Here is a 20489-nt window from a genome sequence, read left to right on the forward strand (position 1 = left end):
AAAGTTTAACAGCAATTTTTGGACAGACGCTTTATGGTGAAACACATGATGAAGCGTAATAGGGATAAGTTATGAGTCAGTTATATGCAAGTTTGTTTTATCAGAATGATGTAAATATCATATTTAGTGATGAAGCACTCGTAAAATATATGTTGCGTGCAGAGGTTGCACTGGCTCAAGCTCAAGCTGAAGTTGGTGTTATTCCCTTAATTGCTGCTGAAACGATTCAACGTGTTGCAGAACAAGAAATTCATTCCATTATTAATTTTGATCATTTGGCACAGTCCAGTGGTCTCGCTGGCAATATTGCAATTCCATTCGTAAAGCAATTCACTGCTGCTGTGAAAAAAATCAATGAAGATGCTTCTCGTTATGTGCATTGGGGTGCGACCAGCCAAGATATCATTGATACGGCCTTTATGCTGCAAGCTCAAGATGCGTTACAGCTGATCGAAAAGCAACTTATTCAAGCTATTCAGGCAACTAAAAAACTGACGATTCAATACCGTGATCAGGTGATGATTGGACGTACATGGTTGCAACAAGGTTTACCACTTACCTTTGGACATAAAACAGCACGGTGGCTCTCTAGTTTAGATCGAGATTTAAAGCGTGTTCAGCAGTTACAGCAACATGTCTTAACAGCACAGTTAGGGGGTGCGGTAGGTACTTTAGCTTCACTAACTGAATATGGTTCGGCTGTAGTGAGTAGCTACGCACAAAAACTTGGTTTAAATACGCCCGTATGTACATGGCATGGGGAGCGAGATCGTGTAGCCGACATTGCACATGTACTTGCAACGATTACAGGAAACTTGGGCAAGATGGCCCGTGACTGGTCACTCATGATGCAAACAGAAATTGCAGAAGTGTTTGAACCGAGTGGTGCTGGGCGTGGAGGGTCATCGACGATGCCTCATAAGCGTAATCCTGTTGCAGCTGCTTCAATTCTAGCCGCTGCAAATCGCGTCCCTGCATTAATGTCAAGTATCTACCAAAGCTTAGTACAAGAACATGAAAGAAGTTTAGGTGCATGGCATGCTGAATGGCTAGCGTTACCAGAGTTATTTCAACTGACGGCGGGTAGTTTAAGTAGAGCAATCGATGTATTTACGGGATTAGAAGTAGATCCTGAAAATATGTTCAGAAATTTAGAGTGCACGCAAGGATTAATCATGGCTGAAGCACTGATGATGTCACTCGCACCTCAGATGGGTCGATTGAATGCACATCATCTTGTGGAAGCTGCTTGTAAGCAAGCAGTTGCCGAACAACGACACTTACTCGATGTTGTACAAAATAATCCAGAAATATTAGCTATTTTTGATCTAGATCAACTCCGTCAGATTTTTAATCCGCAACATTATCTAGGAAATACTCAAGCACAAATAGATGCGGTACTAGAGAGCGTTCAAGGAAGTACACCATAATGACATTAATCAATAATCGTAATGGTCAGCAGCTTGCGGTCTATCGTTTTGGTGACGATACAAAACCAAGCATCATTTTTTCAAACTCACTGGGCACTGATCATGGCATGTGGCAAGCCCAAATTGATTATTTTTCCAAAGATTATGATGTGATTTGCTACGACACACGTGGTCATGGAAGAAGTAGTGTCATTGAAAATACCACAATCATTGATTTAGCCAATGATGTCCTTGATGTACTCAATCATTTCTCTATAGAAAAAGCGCATTTTTGTGGTATCTCCATGGGGGGAGTTACTGGGATTCAATTAGGCATAATTGCACCAGAGCGTTTTCACTCTATTACCATTGCAAATTCAGCAGCAAAAATTGGAAATGCCGAGGCATGGTTGAGTCGTGCAGATGCGGTTGAACAAAATGGTTTGGCTGATATCGTCAGTACTACACATACGCGTTGGTTTAGTGAACAATTTGATTATTTACACGATGTGACAGCTCAAAAAACCATTCAGAGTTTGTCTGTCACTCAGCCTAAAGGCTATGCAGCCTCTTGTCGTGCTTTAGCTCAGACGGATTTACGCAATCAACTTGGAAAAATTATTGTGCCTTGTTTGGCATTATGTGGCGGCTTAGATCCTGTGACCACAGTGAATGATGGTGAGTTTTTAAAACAACATATACCTGACTGTCAACTTGCAGTCATAGATGCATCGCATTTATCCAATATTGAGCGACCAGTTGAATTTAACCAAGCATTGCTTGCTTTTATTCAGTCTTAAGCACATCTGAACATCAAATAATTTCAATTTTAAAGAGGAACAACCTCATGAATGATGAAGAACGTTATAAGCAGGGGCTAGAAGTCCGTACTGAAGTCTTGGGTGAAGCCCATGTCGGGCGTTCACTTGAAAATTTAAACGAATTTAATGCTGATTTTCAAAACTTTATTAGTCGTTTTGCATGGGGTGAGGTTTGGTCACGACCAGGATTGCCAAGACACACACGTAGTTTGGTGACGATTGGAATCTTACTTGCATTGGGGCGTGAAGCAGAGCTCAGAATGCATATTCGTGCTTGTTTCAACAATGGCGTTACCAAAGATGATCTTAAAGAATTATTTTTGCATGCGTCTTTATATGCAGGTCTGCCTGCAGCCAATGCTGCAATGCATATGGCAGAAGAAGTATTTGCAGAGTTAGGCATTTCGCCTGAGAAAATTAAATAAACGGACGATATTTTAAATTGAATAAGGAGAGGTTCATGTCTCAAATTCTGATGGGTGCTTATGCACAGCGAAATACAGATGATCATCCACCAGCATATGCACCGGGATATAAAACCAGTGTATTACGTTCCCCGAAAAATGCACTGATTTCGATTGCGCAAACATTAACCGAGGTTACTGCACCTCACTTTAGCGCAGACTTATTGGGTCCTAAAGACAATGATTTAATTTTAAATTATGCAAAAGATGGTTTACCTGTTGGTGAACGCGTCATTATTCATGGTTATTTACGTGATCAATTTGGTCGTCCTGTTAAAAATGCTTTGATTGAAGTATGGCAAGCGAATGCCTCAGGACGTTATCGCCATCCAAATGATCAGTATGTGGGAGCTATGGACCCTAACTTTGGTGGTTGCGGTCGAATGCTCACAGATGAAAATGGATTCTTCATTTTTAGAACGATAAAACCAGGACCTTATCCGTGGCGTAACCGTATCAATGAGTGGCGTCCAGCACATATCCATTTTTCTGTGATGGCAGATGGCTGGGCACAGCGTTTGATTTCCCAGTTTTATTTTGAAGGCGATACATTAATTGATAGCTGTCCAATTTTAAAAACTGTGCCTTCAGAACAACAGCGAAGAGCTTTAATTGCGCTCGAAGACAAGAGCAACTTTATTGAAGCAGATAGTCGTTGCTATCGTTTTGACATTACTTTACGTGGTCGTCGTGCGACATATTTTGAAAATGATTTGACTTGATAGGGAGCATCAGGATGAATGGCTGGAAATTTGAAGAATTACATGAAACACCATCTCAAACAGGTGGTCCATATGTCCATATTGGATTAATGCCTAATCAAGCTGGTATAGAAGTATTTGAGCATAGCTTCAATAATCAAATGGTGAAAGATGGCACTCAAGGTGAACGTATTCGCCTCGAAGGGCAAGTTTTTGACGGTTTGGGTTTACCACTTCGCGATGTACTCGTAGAAATTTGGCAAGCTGATGCCAATGGTGTTTATCCAAGTCAGCAGGATACGCAAGGGAAGCAGCCAGATCCAAGCTTTTTAGGTTGGGGTAGAGCGGGTGCGGATTTTGACACTGGTTTTTGGAGCTTCGATACGATCAAACCAGGTGCTGTTCCTGGACGTAAGGGTTCACAGCAAGCACCACATATCGCGCTGGTTATTTTTGCGCGTGGTATCAATTTAGGTTTACATACTCGAGTTTACTTCGAGGATGAAGCTGAAGCGAATGCGAAAGACCCAATTTTGAATGGTATTGAGTGGGCGCCACGTCGTCAAACACTCATTGCTAAGCGTGAAGAGCGTGATGGTCAGATCGTTTATCGTTTCGATATTCGCATTCAAGGTGAAAATGAAACTGTATTCTTTGATATTTAAACTTTGAACAAGAAATTAAAAAGGTCAGTGATTTCACTGACCTTTTGTTGTTTCTATCAATAGATTTTGATGAAACAACTTATCTTAACAATACAAAGTTATATATCCGTGAGCATAAATTATTGAGGTTCTTTTTGTAAAACGACATATGGTGTATTTACTACGGATCTTTGTTTTAACTTATAGATGATGAAAATGGCAATAGCTGCTAAAACAAATGCAAAACCAAAATTTCCGTACAATTCTAAAGGCGAGTTCCCTAGGTCTAAAAAGTATCCCGCAATGATTGGAGAGAAAATACCACCAAAACGACCAACACCGGTTGCAATCCCCACGCCTGTTGATCGTACATCTGCCTCATAGAGCTGTGTAGAAATGGCATAGATTCCAGCTAAACAGCCATTAATAAAGAATCCTAGCGTTGTGGCAACGATAATTAATATATTTAAATTATCTGTATTGTTCACAAACAATAAAATACATACGTACGTGAGGATTAAAAAGGCAATTTGATTGATGTATACGCTGACTTTAGAACTAAGAACACCAATGATAAAACTACCCAAAATACCACCCACGCTGATCATCATGGCAGTTTTAATAGATAATGAGTTATCTAGACCAGAACTATTGAGAATTTTAGGTGTCCAGCCCATCACGAAATAAAAACCAAAAAGAATAAAGAATATAGAAACCCATAATACAAGGGATTTAACTAAATACTTGTGGTTAAATATTTCTACGTAAGAAGACTTTTGATTTTCTTTGTATGCTTTAGGGAGTGCGAGAATTGGTTTTTTATGCATTTTAGAGAAAATTTGATTCAATTTTTCCAAAGCATGTTTTGGTTGTTTTATTAATAAATAATCGATCGATTCTGGTAAAAATTTCAATGAGCAAAGAAAAGCAAATGTAGTAACGAATCCACCAATTAGAAATACTTGTCTCCAACCGATACTTTCTAAGCTATATACAGCAAGTAGTGCTCCGCTAATTGCTCCAATCCCATAACCAGCAGATAATATACCAACACTAAAACTTTTATATTTAGTCGGAGAATATTCACTGGCCAAAATCATAGCACTGATTTGAACACCACCAATACCAACACCAGTGAGAAATCTGCACAGAACCAATTGCTTAAAATCGGTGGCAAATGCAGATGCAAACATGCTCAAACCACAGATTAATAGACAAAGATTAATCAAATTACGTCTACCGATTTTATCTGCGAGAGGTGCAAGTAAAAATGAACAGACGGTCATACCAATTAAACCAGCACTGATTAAAGTTCCTATATTAGTACCAGTTAATGAAAACTCATTGGCAACTGAACTTGCCAAATAAGCCATTATCATGAAATCGAATCCATCGATAATGTATAAAATAAAACAGAAAAAAACGACGAATTTTTGATATGAACTTATTTTTTCATTTTCGACAAAGTCCTTTAATTTTAAGATATCCATTCTTTTTTAATCCTTATAGAACCATAAATGCAGCACTGGTTTTTGCCACTAACTTTCCATGCTGCCAAGCTTCACTTTCAATGCTTAAAATTTTACGTCCTTCTTTAATGAACCACGCTTTTGCCAATACTTCACCAACTTCACATGGTCTGAGGAAATCAATTGTTAAATTAATTGTGGCAGCTGGTTTTTCTGTTTGATTTAAGGCAGCTAAAATTCCCATTGCATCATCAAGCATGGCACAGATCATGCCTCCTTCAACACTTCCCCTGGGATTGGTAAAACTTTCAAGAGCAATATATTGAACTGAAATTACTCGCTTTTCCTTGTCCCACTGAAGTTGATGACCACCCAATAAATGATGAATAGGGGGTAAATTAGATAAAACTTGTTCGTCCATTAAAAAGTACTCCTTTTAATATTTATTTCACTGTAAATGCATCATAGATCACGGCTTTTCCGAGACGCATTGCACTTCCAACTGCAATTGTCTGATTTAGCCATGCATATTTTTCTGAGCTAGTTTCAAACTGCATGGTTAACTTGAAGTAATATTGAGTGGGATTAACATCTTCGCCACGACTTAATTGTTCTAGTACTTGTGGTGAAGCATGGCGATAACCTTTAGGTTGTAAATAAATCAGAGCACCATCATCAGTTTCTAATAAATAGCGCGTATCTATATATGCCAAACCTTTGCTATCGACCTTTTGCCAATCTGCACCATTGTTAAGAATACGCCCCTTCAAACTTGGTCCAGAAAAAGTTCCTCCAGTGATTGGGATAATGCGTCTTTGCCCTAAATCTGAAGTTTTACCGAGTTCCCAAACTGGGGCTGTGAGTTCAACATTGAATGTCGCAAGGGGTTCAAGTTTTATGGGTTGTGGTGAATATTGGGTATTTGCCAAACTTAATGTAGTGGTGGTATAGACCAATAAGCCGATTAAATATTTCATACTTATTATCCTTAGAGAGGGTAGGGTTCCTCAGTAAAGAACCCTTTTGTTATTATTTAAATTTCCACGTGTAATCAATATTGATACGAGTTTCATTGGCTGGCTTAATATTGGCGGTAATTGGCATATCATTATCGTAGATCGCATAACGCGCGCGTAAACCTAAATTTTTTAGTGGGCCATTTTGAACTGTGTAAGCTAGATCAAAATCCAATTCATCTTCCGAAAAATCTGTACCACCCAACTGTGGTGCGTAAATATTGCTACCATGGGTATAGCGGGTCATAAAACGAAGACCTGGAATATAGTCTTTAAAATCGTATTCATAACGCAGGCTATAAACACGCTCTTTCGCATTCAAAAACTCACCAGTCCAAGTATCAATTGCTAGTCCAGTTTCTCCTCCAGTTAAGTACGGAAAAGCAGTATCTCCAAAGTGGTGAAATGTAGAAAAGATAAACTTATGGTTTTGGTGTTGAAGTTCTGAATGGCTATGAAGTAAATTATTGTCAACTAAACCCGCTTTAGCAGTCCCATCTTCATCGCTAATGTAGTAACGCAACTGTGTTGTAAAAGTGGATTGATTTGAGATTGGATATTTATAGGTTATGCCTAACAACGATTGGCGATATAAGTCGTTAACATCCATATGAAATGCAGTCAACCGCAATGGATTATGAGTCAAGTCATAATGTCCACCTAAGTAATACAAATAATCTGTTTCTTCAGAAATATAACGACCATTTACTCCAGAGATCTTTATAGCTTCATAATTTGTAGAATCACGTTGATTGACTTCATCAATATAGGATGCTTGGAGATCCAGACCTTGAATATCTTTAGATTGAACTGCAACACCTCGATACGTTTGAGGTAAAAGTCGTGCTGGAGAGCCGACTAAAACAGGAGTCATGGGTTGAAGGGTCCCTATACGTACCTCGGTTTCAGAAACTTTAGCTTTTAAAGTGACTCCAACTTCACCATATTGATCTGCAGGCTCATTGGTTTCCAAGGAACGAATTAAGTTTCCTGTACCTCCATATTTAGCATCAGCATCCAGTTTAAAACCTGCAGTCGCTAATAGATCTAAACCAAAACCAATCGTTCCATCGGTGAATCCAGATTGCGCTTTAAAGATAAATCCTTGTGTCCAGTCTCTTAATGCGGGGTATCTATTCTCAACTTTAAAGTCACGGTCAAAGTAGAAGTTACGTGCAGTTAATTCGACTTTACTTTGGTCGATAAAATTATTTGCAAATACTGGAGCGGTACATAATAGAAGTGGTGTGATCCATAATTTTTTCATCTTTATTTCATCCTGAAATAGTATTAATACATAGAGGTAATCTTTGTGTTATTTTCCTAAAAGTTCTCTTGCAACGATTTCTTTCATAATTTCATTGGTTCCCCCATAAATTTTTTGAACACGTGCATCGACATAAAATCGAGATATTGGATATTCCCGCATGTATCCATATCCCCCGAACAATTGCAGAAGTTGATCAATGACTTCACATTGGGTATCAGTGATGAAGCATTTCAATGCCGCAACTTCGCTTACATCCAATACTCGCTGTTGATAAAGCGACTTACATTTTTCGACAAAGGCTTCGGCTGCTAGAGTTTTAATTTTGGCTTGAGCGATTACAAAACGAGTATTTTGAAATTGTGCAATTGATTGTCCAAAAGCTTTACGTTCGAGGACATATTCTTGAGTAATTTCTAAAGCACCTTGCAAAGCGCCTAATGCCATGAGAGAAATACTCAAACGCTCACGTGGAAGTTCTTGCATGAGATAGCTAAAGCCTTGACCTTCCTGACCTAATAATTGGTCTTTAGGAACTCTGACTTGGTCAAAAAATAATTCGGTAGTGTCTTGAGATTGAAGTCCAATTTTTTTTAGACCACGACCTTTTTTTACTCCATCTAAATGAGCATCCACCAATAAAATCGAAATACCTTTAGCTCTTGCTTGAGGATCAGTTTTAGCAACTAAAACTATGAGATCTGCATGTTGACCATTCGATATAAACGTTTTTGAGCCATTTACCACATAATGATCGCCATCTAATAAGGCTTGAGTGCGGATGGCTTGTAGGTCTGAACCTGCATTGGCTTCAGTCATTGCAATAGCTGTAACAACTTCACCGGATACCATTTTAGGTAACCAATATTGTTTTTGATCTTCACTTCCAATATTCTGGATATAGGGTGAAACAAGCTCACTCTGACCACCGATTGCAACGGCTAACGCAGAGAAGCCCGCTCGAGCCGTTTCTTGAACGATCATTTGTGAATAATATATCGGTGCGCCGTAACCTCCATATTGTTCAGGCACATCGACGCATAAAAATCCATTTTGTCCAAGTTGATCCCAAACTTGTCGAGGCATGAGTCCTTGCTCTTCCCATGACTCATAATATGGGGCGACAAACTCTGCTAGGAAGCGTCGATAATTGTCCCGAAACAGCTCAAAATCACTATCTTTCTGCATAGCGTTATCCTAATTTTGAATGCAACTGTCTAAGCAGCGTTTGACTAAACGCTGCTGAATAAAAAAGTTGAGTTAATTTCTAAGGGTTGGAATGCGAATAATGAGTGGATTATTGATGTTTTTTTCGTATAACTCTTCCACCATTGCTATGCGACGTTTCAAGATACCACTTTGATTGAGATTGCCTTTATCAGTGGTTTCTCCTGCATCAAGAAGTGGAGGTTCAATCATGAGGTAAAGCATAGAAACAGTGTTTGAACTACCTGTCGCATCTTTGTTGAAATCAATTAAAAACTGCTTAAACCACTGTTGAACTTTAGGGTGTAGAAGCACCTCTTTAGTATCCACTAGACTTAAATCTAATCCTGCATACTCAGCGCAATCTGCAATTTTGGGAAATATTAAAAATCCAATCGCACTTAAATTAGAACCGGTGATACATACATCTTGAATAAGTCGATTACCTGTAATGAGAACTTTATTGCGTAAAGTTCCAACATTGACAAAGGTACCTGTATTCAACTTAAAATCTTCAGCTATACGGCCATCATACATGAGTCCCTGACTCGGGTCGGATGGATCCACTAATTTCACTGCATCCCCGGTGCGGTAAAAGCCTTCATCATCAAAGATGTCAGCTTGTTGTTCCATAGGTAGACGCCAGTAATGTTTCATGACATTTTTACCACGAACACAAAACTCAAGTTTGTCACCATAAGGAACTAATTTCACTTCACAACCTGGAGCTGGATATCCAATGAACCCAGCCATTACTTTGGGACCAGTTGTAAACACACATGATGGTGCAGTCTCAGTCATCCCCAAACCGCTCATGATACGAATACGTTCCCCACAGTGTGACTGCGCGATTTGGTCAAGTCTGTTCCAACCAGCTTCTGATAGTGCAGCACCAGCAAAAAACAAAATTTTAACTCGACTAAAAAATTTTTCACGTAACTCAGCATCTTGTTCAAGTGCTACGGTTATTTCTTCCCATCCTTTAGGAACGTTTAAATACACAGTAGGTGCAATTTCCTTAAGATTCCTGATGGTTTCTTCCATCTTTCCTGGAACTGGCTTGCCGTCATCAATATAAATTGTGCCGCCGTTATATAATGCGATTCCTACATTATGACTGCCACCAAAAGTATGATGCCATGCTAACCAATCAACTAATACTGGGGGGGTCTCTTCAAACTCAGGGAAGGTCTGAAGCAGCATCTGTTGATTGGTACATAGCATTAGATGCGTTGTAGGTACCGCTTTCGGCATTTTAGTTGAGCCAGATGTAAATAGAAATTTCGCTATTTGATGTTCATCAATGGTCTCATAATGATCTTTAATATCACTAATTTCAGAGGAGAGGAGTGAAGAGAAAGCAAGGCAATTTTTCTCACCAAGTTTTCCAGAATTCGTAACGATCACAATATCATCTGTATCACAGCAATGTTCAATCGCTTTAGCAAAAGCTTGACCATCATTAGCAAAAACCAAACCTGGTGTTAGAAGATCAAACACATGTTTGAGCTTGCCAAAATCTTTAGAAATAAGTGAATAGGCAGGAGAAATTGCAGAGAATGGAATTCCTGCAAGCATTGCTCCCATTGACAAAGTAAGATGCTCTAGATCATTTCCAGATAGAATGACAATAGGACGTTCAGTTGAAAGATGTGAATATTGTTTCAAACTTTGTGCAATACGCCATGCTCGATCTAATGTTTCTGCGTATGTAAGCTTAATCCATTCATCATCATGACCACGTTTTGCTGCGAATACACGATCGGGATGTGTTTGAGCATATTGAATTAAACGGTCAGTAATTTTTTGTGGGTATGGTTTAAGTTGTTCTTTTGGGGAAATATACAAAGTGCCATTTTTAGATTGAAACTCAATCTCGTGACTGCCTAATTTAACAAATCGCTCAGGATATTTATGCGTATGAACCGTCATATTCGACATTGTTTTCACTCCATGTATTTTTAGCTATTCTTTTCCAACGAAAAGAGCTGACTTCATGTCAACTCTTTGAAATATTCGTTAAATAGGGTAGTGACGAGTTTTGGTTTGCATGGTGATCCAACGAAGCTCAGTGAACTCTGCAACTGAGACTTTACTCCCAAATCGTCCATAACCACTTTGTTTCACGCCACCAAAAGGCATTTGCGCTTCATCATGAACGGTTGCACCATTAATATGACAAATACCTGATTCGATACGTTTAGCAACATCTAGAGCTAGGGATAAATCTTGACTAAAAACTGCTGCAGATAATCCAAATTCTGAGTCATTTGCTAAATCGATTGCTTCATCAACAGTTTTAAAACGTTGAACGGTGCACACAGGACCAAAAGACTCTTCGGCATAAATCTGCATATCTTTAGTGACGTCAACTACGATAGTAGGTTGCATCATAGCACCATCAATGCTTAAACCTAGTGGTAAATATGCACCTTTTTCACGTGCATCTTCAATTAAATTTTTGATTCTTGTTGCAGCTTTTAAACTTTCTAGAACGCCCAGGGGTTCTTGACTCTCAAGTGGATTTCCTGCTCTGATATTCTGAACTTTATTGATCAATTTTTCGATGAATTGATCTGCAATTTTTTCATCCACAAGAACACGCTCTGTCGACATACAGATCTGTCCCTGGTTGAAAAAAGCGCCGAAACTGATGGCATTAACGGCTTCGTCCAGGTCCGCTTGCTCCAATACAATGACCGGTGCTTTGCCACCAAGTTCCAGCAACACTGGTTTGAGGTATTTCGCTGCAGTTTCTGCAATTATTCGTCCTACATGCGTTGAACCTGTAAAATTAATTCTTTTAGTCAATGGATGACTGATTAAACGCTCTACAATCTGTGGAGCATCTTGCGGGGCATGAGTAATGACATTGACAACACCATCGCCAATACCTGCTTCATGAAGTACTTCCCCAATTAATCGATGTGTTGCAGGGCAAGCTTCAGATGCTTTAAGTACGACTGTATTCCCACAAGCCAGAGGCATCGCTAAGGCACGAGTGGCTAAGATAACTGGAGCATTCCACGGCGCCATACCAACGATGACACCACATGGAACGCGAACACCCATAGCTATATTGCCAGGAACATCTGATGGAATAATATTTCCATCAATTTGTGTAGTCATGGCTGCTGCTTCTCTCAGCATATTGGCAGCAAGATGGACATTAAAGCCATACCACGTCGCAGTTGAACCTATTTCATGTATTGCAGTTTGAATAAACTGTTCAGTTTTTTGATCCATCAAATCTGCAGCTTTAAGCAATTTTAAACGTCGGTCTGTTGGTGATAGAACAGACCAAGTTTTGAATGCTTCATGCGCTGACTCAATTGCACGATCAACATCGCTTAAAGTCGCTGCTGCACTCGTTGATGCGATTGAGCCATTAATTGGACTGATTCTTTCAAAAGTTTGTCCTGAACTTGCTGCAACAGATTGGCCGTGAATAAGTAACTGTACGTTTTGCATGGTGAATGTTTCCTTACATGTCCATCATGACGAAAAAAGTAGATTCTGCTTAAGCAGGACGTTTATAAGTTTGAAGACCTGGTTTGATTGTTTTGTCATCCAAGAATTGCTTCATACCTTGTGCACGACCACCTTCATCATCACGGTAGTTGCATTGATCCAGTTTGGCGTATAAGTAATCTTCGTTTTGCTCCCAAGTCAGCTCACGACAGCGTTTAAAACCATTCTTCGCAGTACGCAGTACAACTGGATTCTTTTCAAGCAAATTATTTGCCAATTCAGTTACTTCTGAACGTAATTGAGCAAGTGGAACACTCTTGTTCACTAAGCCCATATTTGCAGCTTCAACACCAGAGAAGGTTTTGCCTGTCATGATGTAGTACATAGAAGCACGATGACCGACTGTATCAGCCATAGCTTTGCTCACTAAGTTACCTGGAGGAATTCCCCAATTCACTTCAGACAAGCCAAATGTAGCTTCATCTGCTGCAATGGCTAGATCACATGCGACTAGTGGTGAGAATCCACCACCGAAGCACCAGCCGTTTACCATTGCAATCGTTGGTTTTGAATAAAAACGAAGTAAATGCCATTGCCAACGTGATGCATCACGACGAATTCGCTCTTGGAAAATTTCTGGCTGGCTGTCAACCTCACGGAAGTACTCTTTCAAGTCCATACCTGCTGTCCAAGAATCCCCAGCACCAGTGAGTACCAAAACACCTGCTTCTGGATCGAGTTCAAGCGTTTCAAGTACATCAATCATTTCTTTATTTAAGGTTGGACTCATCGCATTTTTCTTTTCTGGGCGATTTAAAGTGACCCAAGCAATGCCAGCTTCAACTTTTACATCAACAGTGGACCAGCGATTTTGATAAGACATGATAAGCTCCTTAGTGTTTGTTTTATGTCCTGTTGGAATTAAGATAATATCAGTTAAACTTACATACAAGTGTTTTTTTGAATTTTTTATATAATTTTTATAATATATTGATATTTAATAAAATAATATTTTAAATGAATTTTATTTAAAAAAAAATATTGATTATTTTATAAGTTTAGGTGATATTTTTTAAGTTGCCTGGACGGAGGCAATACATAGGATGTGTATTTTTTAAAAGTATTTTAAAAGCTCTAAAAGGGACAATAAAAAATGGAACAAAGTGTAAGTAGTAAGACTAAAGCTACGCTTACACTCGTACTGTGTTTCGCTATCGCTGTATTTGAAGGTTTCGATCTTCAATCAATGGGCGTAGCAGCACCACGGATGCGAGCAGAGTTTGGCTTAGATAATACTCAAATGGCATGGGCATTTAGCGCGGCAATCTTGGGTACTTTATCTGGTGCATTATTAGGAGGTCGTTACGCTGATAAAATTGGGCGTAAGGCAGTTCTATTGACCAGTATTTTAATTTTTGGAGTGATGTCAGTTCTAACGGCATATGCTTCTGATTATACACTGCTTTTAATCATTCGTTTCTTGACTGGCTTAGGGATGGGTGGCGCTTTACCAATGATGATCACCATGGCATCTGAGGCAGTATCAGAGAAACATAAAGGCATTGCAGTCAGTATTATGTATAGCGGTATTCCATTTGGTGGAATGTTGACATCATTCGTGGCAATGGGTTTAGCTGGTGATGCGCAATGGAGACATATCTTCTACATTGGTGGCTTCGCGCCAATTCTTTTAATCCCTTTGCTAATGAAATATTTGCCAGAGTCTAAAGACTATTTAACAGCGACGAAGAATAAAACTTCTACCCCATTCTTTGAAGTGTTGTTTGCAAAAGAACGGCGTTTTTCCACGATTCAAATTTGGATCAGTTTTTTCTTTACGTTAGTTGTTTTATATTTTTTACTCAACTGGTTGCCACTATTGATGGGTGCACAAGGTTTAGGAAAAACAGAAGCGAACTATGTTCAAATTGGTTACAACATCGGTGGTATCTTCGGGTCGATTCTCATGGGAACTTTACTTGATAAGATTCGCATGAGTACTGTAATTAAATTTATATATATTGGTATTTTGTTATCACTGTGCTGTCTTGCAATCTCACCAACTGTTGCCTTACTTGTATTGTCTGCTGTGGGTTGTGGTCTATTTATTGTAGGTGGCCAATCAGCGCTCTACGGATTGGCAGCGATGTTCTATCCAACAGAAATGCGTGGCACGGGTGTAGGCGCTGCAGTCGCAGTAGGGCGTATAGGATCTTTTGCAGGGCCACTATTTGCTGGCATGCTACTGTCGTTAGGTTCTAGTTCAGCAATGGTCATTGGTGCAAGTATTCCACTGATTTTATTTGCAGCTATTGCGGCATTAATGCTTGTACGCAAACCACGTCCAGAGCAGTCTGATGCTGTTCTAAATATAACTACACGTTAAACATATGTTAAAAGTATGATTACGACAGTAGTCATACTTTTGTTCATCTATTAAGGAATATAAAATGTCAGAAGTTAATCATTCGATTCCGACACTGAGCTATATAATTGCAAGGGTTGATCGTATTGTGAGTAAACTTTTAACTGAACGTTTAAAAGACTTAGATATCACCTTATCTCAGTTTACAGCATTGTCAGTTATCGCTGCGAAAGGCAATCTATCTAATGCAAAACTTGCAGAACGTTCATTTATTAAACCGCAATCTACCAATAAAATTCTACAAGATTTACAAAACCAGGATTGGATCAGTAGAGCTTCAGATCCCTCACATGGACGAAGAATTTTAATTAATGTAACGCCTAAAGGATTTGAAAAACTCGAACAATGTCGAAACATTGTTAATGAGATAGAACAAAAAATGTTAGATGGGGTAGATATCCATTTAGCTTATTTAATTCGAAACAATCTAGAGTTAATGGCAACCAATCTTCAAAAAATAAATATTGATGATACGAACTCATAATCACCTCAGTTATCAAAAATAGAATAGTGAATTTCCGGCCTAAAAGAGTCCTTTAAGTCAACAGAGATTGATATTCCAAATCTGACTCGTTAGGATCAATCATGATCAAAAAAATTGAGTAGTTATATGTCTTCAGGGCAGCAAGTGTTAATTGAACTTCGAAAAATGATTATTTCTGGGGAGATTGCAGGAGGTTCTCGTTTGGCTGAAATTCCGACTGCTGAAATGCTAGGTGTATCGCGTCAACCTATTCGAATGGCTTTTCGGCTTTTAGAGCAAGAAGGCTTACTCGTTAAAAATCCAACTCGAGGCTATACTGTTCGAGAAATTTCATCCAAATTAGTTCATGATGCGTTGCATGTACGTGGCGTTTTAGAAGGTCTTGCTGCAAAAACGCTTGCTGAAAAAGGCATGACGTTAGATCAACATCAAACACTTTTGAATTGTATTACGCAAATTGATTCCATATTCAATAAACCAGAATTAACAAGCGATGATTTAGAAACCTACCATCATTACAACACTATTTTTCACAATACTATTATTCAAGGCTCGGATAATGTCGCAATTGTGCAAGCACTCAGTAAAAACAATCAGTTACCTATGGCATCTGCACAAGCACTGACTTATGATAAAAATAATGCGCTGTCTGAAATTCGTCGTTTGCAATATGCGCATATCCAACACTGCTCAATATTCAATGCATTAAAGCAACAAGACTCAGCACGCGCTGAAAGTTTAATGCGTGAGCATAGTCATGTGGTTACTTTAGGGGAGACTATGCGTTCAATATTTCATACAGATGGGTCTATATAAAAAACCCTTCAATTAATGAAGGGCTACACTTGAAAATCTATCGATCCAAATTAAACATCAATGATAATTCGTTGAGATTTGGCTCTTGAGCAACAAGGTGTGAATTGATCATTTGCAGCTTGTTCCTCTTCAGTTAAATACATATCTCTGTGATCAATTTCACCTTCAACTACATCTACTAAGCAAGTGCCACAAATACCTTGTTCACAAGATAAAGGGATACAGATTCCAGCATGTTCTAAAGCTTGTGCTGCAGATTGATCAGCTGCGACATGAATACGTTGCCCTGTTTTTAAAATCTCAATTTCAAAACTGCCATCTTGACTGGTATCAATAGCTTGTGCGCTGAAATGCTCTTTATGTACTTGATGACTAGGCCAAGAGAGCGTATCTGCGGTATGGATCACATAGTTCATAAAACCATCTGGGCCACATACATAAATATGATGATCGATATGAGGAGAGGCAAAGACTGTATTCAAAAGAATATGTGTTTCAGGTTCATCATCAATATGGATGTGGACGGAATCTCCTAGAGCCTCTAAATCTTGTTGGAATGCAATAGAAGCTCTCGTTTTCACAAAATACAGTAATTGGAAGGGCTGATTATTGCGTTTAAGCTCTTTAGCCATTGCTAAGATAGGAGTGATACCGATTCCACCTGCACACAAATATGCATATTCTGTCTCAGGAACCAAGGCAAACAAATTTCGTGGTTCACTAATCTTGAGCTGCTGACCCTCACGAAGTTGTTCATGAATAAATTTAGAACCACCACGTGATAAAGGATCATTCAGGACACCAATGACGTAACGGTGCTGCTCTGAACTACAATTTGCCAAAGAATACTGTCTAATTAATTGATTACCTAAGTGCACATCAATATGTGCACCGGCTTGAAAAACTGGTAATAATTCACCATGGGTGTTTACCAGTTCGAAAGATAAAATGTGTTCATTATGACGATAAATCTTCTGAATAGTCACATCCATGTGAGTATCGCTCCTTGGTAAAATGAAAAACTGATAAAATGTGGGTTTACTTTAAACAACATTCAAAGTTGTCATTTTCTGCTCATCATTCGTTTGCTCTAAGCTGATCAAGCGGTCAATTACTTTTCGAGATTGAACACCGCCTGCATCAATATTCAGCATCAGCAATTTACGATCAGGATGTCTCAATAAATTCTGTTGCTGTTGTTCAAGCATATCTAAATCTTCCGAGAAAATTTTGCCCTGTCCCTCACGAATTTGGTTAGTTAATTCGATGTTGTCAGGTTGGAAGTGTCGAGCCATTCCCCAGAAATACCAGTGAGACGTTTCCGTTTCGGGGGTAATAAAATCTACAACGATTGAAGACACTTTTTTATTTTCCGGTGCGTTGTAACCACCATGTCCTGCGTGGGCAACACCAACTTCAATATGAACATTACTAGGTGCATGAAAGTGACAAATTTGCCAACGGTCTACTAGAACATCTGCAGCGAGATTATTACCTTTTAGAGCCATTTGCCAAAATGGAGGTGCATAAATGTTTTCCATATGGCGTTCAGTCACAACATGGCCACCATCAACACGAGTGGTTGGTGCAGCTTCATCAATTTCTTTTTGACCAATGCTGTTTGCATGAACATATGTTTCATGGGTGAGATCCATTAAGTTATCAATCATCAAACGGTAATCACAGTTGATGTGGAATAGTCCACCACCATAGGCCCATTCTGGATTTTCAGCCCACTCTAAAGTTGGGAGTTGATCTTCACTTGCAAGCGATTGGTCTCCTGGCCATACCCAAATAAAGCCAAATTTTTCAATTGCGCGATAGCTTTTATTGCAAGGAAAGCCACGTACACGTTGCCCAGGCATTGAAACCGTTTTGCCGTCACATCCCATCACTAACCCATGATAACCACAGACCAGTTGACCATCTTCAACAAAGCCTAATGACAAAGGTGCACCGCGATGTGGGCAAAAATCTTCAACGGCATGTATTTGGTTTTCTTTTCCACGATAAAAAACCATTTTTTCACCGCAAATTTGTCTTCCTAGAGGCTTGTCTTGTACTTCTTCAGGTCGTGCCGCCACATACCAAGCATTTTTTACAAACATGAGTTGATCTCCTTATCAATTGGATCCAATAATTCTATTTTTTAGATAAAAAGTCAATAATAATCTTTAAAAATAAATATTTTGGATCCATTTTTGAGAGAGCATTTAAATAATAATTATTTTTGAGCAAAAATGATGGCAAATCACCATCCAAGAATATGGCGAAATTGATTCATTGTCAGAGAGGGGACGAGGGTTAATTCATTAAACAAAAAATGCTTAAACTTGATCGATTATTGGGATTTTATTTTTAGCTTCATTAGAAAATTAAAATTGACCTAATTTTTTCATTTGACGACGACGTCTCGTGAGCCCCAAGATTTCTTGGCGATCTTGAATTTCTTGAGCAGAATAAGGAAGCGTCTGTTGCAATGCTTCGAGTTGAAGATGACTGTTTTCAATGAGGAAGCAATCATGCTCAACTGGCCATGCACTGGTAATGGGTTTGCGTTTACGGGAATAGTTCATGGTTAAATTATAAAATTTGAGATATGAATAGTGTAGATGCGTATCAAGTTAAACGACAAAACATGTCGTAATGATTTAGAACACTAAGATTTTAAACCCTATTTTAATGAGACCTTTTAATATGCTTTTAAGTGATATTGATTGAGTAAAATTACCTAGATTTACACGGTTTACATAACATGTGGATTTTGAAATGAGTTGTTACGTTTCGTGCCATCGCCCTACTGGTTTTTAAGTTAATATTTTAAAAGTTAAAACTTAATAACACCAAGAAAATTAACAATAAAAATAAAGAAATAATCATTTCTGTAATGAACGATTCAATGAATAATCATCGGAATGAGTAAAAAATATGATGCTAATCGTGGTGTGTTTTGCTTTGGTCAGTTGCTATGCCGTATGGCGACTATTATTACAACCTAAATTGATTATGGGGAATACGCAGAGGCACTTTGATTTAACAAAACTCCTCAAGCCTACTGATCTCAGCCAGCCGGCGCGCTTGGTGTATGATACGGATTCTGTCGAAGATATTCGTATGTTTGATGAGGTTGCAAAATTACTGTTTGAGAAACGTGTAAATCATCGTGATATCAAGTTTGCTCAGCAAATTCAATATGAGTTTTTGAACAAGATGCCATCACGAACTTTATGTCAGATCAATCAATTTGATTTAGGTGAGTGGTCGATTTTATGGGAATATCGTAATCAATCACTTGAATACTATGTGAGTCAATATGGCATCATGTATCGACATACTGACGCACAAGGGGTAGAGCATCAATCTGACTTTATTCAGTAATTTAGAATTTAATCATTAACTAAATTGAGATAATTTTGGAGCATGTCATCCCAAATTTTTTTTGCGCCTTTTTTGAAATATCCCATGTGTCCAATTGCAGGCATTTGATACTGTTTGGCTGTGATATCAATGTAGCGCATATCAGCAGAACGATAATGTTGCATAAAGGCTTGCCTCGAATTTGGGAGAGCCCAATCATCATCTAATGCTGAAACAGCATAAATTTTGGTTTTAACACTTGCATATTGTGCTTTTAAATCTTGTTGCTCGGGGTCAGCGAAAAAATATAACGGATTTTTGCACCAACGACGCCACTGTTGATATACCCCTAAAGGCAGATCAGAGCCCATATTGAATTTACTCCAAGGTAAATAACCTGTGACTGCGACAATGGGTGGAAACACAATACTCCACATCACGGATACTTTGAATCTTTCTTTGAACGGCATATATCCTGCCCAACCTGCACCTGTACCGTAGCAACACATGGCACTGACTTGATGATGATTAGGGGTAAGTCCCAAGGCTTGACCACCATAAGAGTGTGCAGTCACAAATAAGGGGAAAGTATCGCTAGAAAAGTATTCAATGGCACCAGCGAGATCAAGTTTCCCCCAATCCAAATAACTCATTTTAAAACCTTTGAGTTGTGCTGGAGATGATGCCCCCACACCACGATAATCAAAGGTTAGCACTTCAAAACCACGTTCTGCAGCATACTCTGCAAATCTGCGATAAAAAGGTTGGGGAACCGCTGTCGCTGAAGCCACAATAATACGTGCAACAGTCTTCACACCAGATGATAGGTAGCGAGTGCCAGTGAGCATATAGTTATCTAAGGAAGGAAACTGAACTTGAGTTTTATTGATGCTTCTTGGCATCTGGTTCACATTTGGAATGGCTTGCATGTCTATATTT

The 20489-nt window shown here is 38.9% G+C and carries 21 protein-coding genes; 9 read left to right on the forward strand and 12 right to left on the reverse strand.

Annotated features, from left to right (window positions below; all coding sequences use genetic code 11):
- The first annotated feature begins 71 nt into the window (after positions 1-71).
- From pcaB to pcaG, 5 genes are read left to right on the forward strand one after another with little or no spacing between them, the layout of a single operon-like run.
- The gene (gene pcaB / locus AC1M9N_RS05260; protein ID WP_481954373.1) at positions 72-1430 is read left to right on the forward strand and encodes a 3-carboxy-cis,cis-muconate cycloisomerase; all 1359 of its coding nucleotides are present in this window, start codon (positions 72-74) and stop codon (positions 1428-1430) included.
- A complete protein-coding gene (gene pcaD / locus AC1M9N_RS05265) occupies positions 1427-2209 on the forward strand; it encodes a 3-oxoadipate enol-lactonase (RefSeq protein WP_481954451.1) in 783 nt (260 codons plus the stop codon). Before pcaB ends, pcaD begins: the two co-directional genes overlap by 4 nt.
- 47 nt (positions 2210-2256) lie before the next feature.
- Complete coding sequence (pcaC, locus tag AC1M9N_RS05270) at positions 2257-2655, forward strand: 4-carboxymuconolactone decarboxylase (RefSeq protein ID WP_035269644.1); 399 nt, start codon at positions 2257-2259, stop codon at positions 2653-2655.
- A gap of 35 nt (positions 2656-2690) precedes the next feature.
- A complete protein-coding gene (gene pcaH, locus AC1M9N_RS05275; protein ID WP_092766916.1) occupies positions 2691-3416 on the forward strand; it encodes a protocatechuate 3,4-dioxygenase subunit beta in 726 nt (241 codons plus the stop codon).
- Between the two features lie 14 nt (positions 3417-3430).
- Entirely contained in the window at positions 3431-4060 is a 630-nt protein-coding gene (gene pcaG / locus AC1M9N_RS05280; protein ID WP_481954374.1) for a protocatechuate 3,4-dioxygenase subunit alpha, read from the forward strand.
- Positions 4061-4179: 119 nt separating this feature from the next.
- On the opposite strand, the gene AC1M9N_RS05285 is transcribed toward pcaG, so the two are convergent.
- The 8 genes from AC1M9N_RS05285 to AC1M9N_RS05320 form a co-directional block, all read right to left on the reverse strand.
- Positions 4180-5529 (reverse strand): MFS transporter, encoded by a 1350-nt coding sequence (locus AC1M9N_RS05285; RefSeq protein WP_481954375.1) that lies wholly within the window; start codon positions 5527-5529, stop codon positions 4180-4182.
- A 13-nt stretch (positions 5530-5542) separates the two neighbouring features.
- A complete protein-coding gene (locus AC1M9N_RS05290; protein ID WP_035270089.1) occupies positions 5543-5929 on the reverse strand; it encodes a PaaI family thioesterase in 387 nt (128 codons plus the stop codon).
- A 22-nt stretch (positions 5930-5951) separates the two neighbouring features.
- Positions 5952-6485 carry a DUF3237 domain-containing protein gene (locus AC1M9N_RS05295; RefSeq protein WP_481954376.1) on the reverse strand — a complete coding sequence of 178 codons (534 nt, stop codon included), beginning with the start codon at positions 6483-6485 and terminating at the stop codon, positions 5952-5954.
- Between the two features lie 52 nt (positions 6486-6537).
- Entirely contained in the window at positions 6538-7791 is a 1254-nt protein-coding gene (locus AC1M9N_RS05300) for an OprD family porin (RefSeq protein ID WP_481954377.1), read from the reverse strand.
- A 48-nt stretch (positions 7792-7839) separates the two neighbouring features.
- Positions 7840-8979, reverse strand: a complete 1140-nt coding sequence (locus AC1M9N_RS05305) for an acyl-CoA dehydrogenase family protein (RefSeq protein ID WP_481954378.1) — start codon at positions 8977-8979, stop codon at positions 7840-7842.
- A gap of 72 nt (positions 8980-9051) precedes the next feature.
- Positions 9052-10938, reverse strand: a complete 1887-nt coding sequence (locus tag AC1M9N_RS05310; RefSeq protein WP_481954379.1) for a feruloyl-CoA synthase — start codon at positions 10936-10938, stop codon at positions 9052-9054.
- Between the two features lie 78 nt (positions 10939-11016).
- Positions 11017-12468, reverse strand: a complete 1452-nt coding sequence (locus AC1M9N_RS05315) for an aldehyde dehydrogenase (protein WP_481953837.1) — start codon at positions 12466-12468, stop codon at positions 11017-11019.
- 49 nt (positions 12469-12517) lie between these two features.
- On the reverse strand, positions 12518-13351 hold the full coding sequence (locus AC1M9N_RS05320; RefSeq protein WP_481954380.1) for a p-hydroxycinnamoyl CoA hydratase/lyase: 834 nt from the start codon (positions 13349-13351) through the stop codon (positions 12518-12520).
- 270 nt (positions 13352-13621) lie between these two features.
- Between AC1M9N_RS05320 and mhpT the strand changes: the two genes are divergently transcribed.
- From mhpT to AC1M9N_RS05335, 3 genes are all read left to right on the forward strand, one after another.
- Positions 13622-14854 (forward strand): 3-(3-hydroxy-phenyl)propionate transporter MhpT, encoded by a 1233-nt coding sequence (gene mhpT, locus AC1M9N_RS05325; protein ID WP_481954381.1) that lies wholly within the window; start codon positions 13622-13624, stop codon positions 14852-14854.
- 64 nt (positions 14855-14918) lie between these two features.
- The gene (locus AC1M9N_RS05330) at positions 14919-15377 is read left to right on the forward strand and encodes a MarR family winged helix-turn-helix transcriptional regulator (RefSeq protein ID WP_092766907.1); all 459 of its coding nucleotides are present in this window, start codon (positions 14919-14921) and stop codon (positions 15375-15377) included.
- A 126-nt stretch (positions 15378-15503) separates the two neighbouring features.
- Positions 15504-16193, forward strand: a complete 690-nt coding sequence (locus AC1M9N_RS05335) for a GntR family transcriptional regulator (RefSeq protein ID WP_035269117.1) — start codon at positions 15504-15506, stop codon at positions 16191-16193.
- A 50-nt stretch (positions 16194-16243) separates the two neighbouring features.
- On the opposite strand, the gene AC1M9N_RS05340 is transcribed toward AC1M9N_RS05335, so the two are convergent.
- The 3 genes from AC1M9N_RS05340 to AC1M9N_RS05350 all read right to left on the reverse strand — a co-directional run bounded on the left by AC1M9N_RS05340 (position 16244) and on the right by AC1M9N_RS05350 (position 18769).
- On the reverse strand, positions 16244-17185 hold the full coding sequence (locus AC1M9N_RS05340; protein WP_481954382.1) for a PDR/VanB family oxidoreductase: 942 nt from the start codon (positions 17183-17185) through the stop codon (positions 16244-16246).
- Between the two features lie 51 nt (positions 17186-17236).
- On the reverse strand, positions 17237-18301 hold the full coding sequence (locus AC1M9N_RS05345; protein ID WP_481954383.1) for an aromatic ring-hydroxylating dioxygenase subunit alpha: 1065 nt from the start codon (positions 18299-18301) through the stop codon (positions 17237-17239).
- A 267-nt stretch (positions 18302-18568) separates the two neighbouring features.
- On the reverse strand, positions 18569-18769 hold the full coding sequence (locus tag AC1M9N_RS05350) for a hypothetical protein (RefSeq protein WP_035269110.1): 201 nt from the start codon (positions 18767-18769) through the stop codon (positions 18569-18571).
- A gap of 352 nt (positions 18770-19121) precedes the next feature.
- Between AC1M9N_RS05350 and AC1M9N_RS05355 the strand changes: the two genes are divergently transcribed.
- Complete coding sequence (locus AC1M9N_RS05355; protein WP_051586611.1) at positions 19122-19571, forward strand: hypothetical protein; 450 nt, start codon at positions 19122-19124, stop codon at positions 19569-19571.
- Between the two features lie 8 nt (positions 19572-19579).
- Here AC1M9N_RS05355 and AC1M9N_RS05360 read toward each other — a convergent pair whose 3' ends face one another.
- Complete coding sequence (locus AC1M9N_RS05360) at positions 19580-20479, reverse strand: alpha/beta hydrolase family protein (RefSeq protein ID WP_481954384.1); 900 nt, start codon at positions 20477-20479, stop codon at positions 19580-19582.
- Positions 20480-20489: the final 10 nt, after the last annotated feature.

It is taken from the genome of Acinetobacter sp. ANC_7655 (assembly GCF_056784015.1).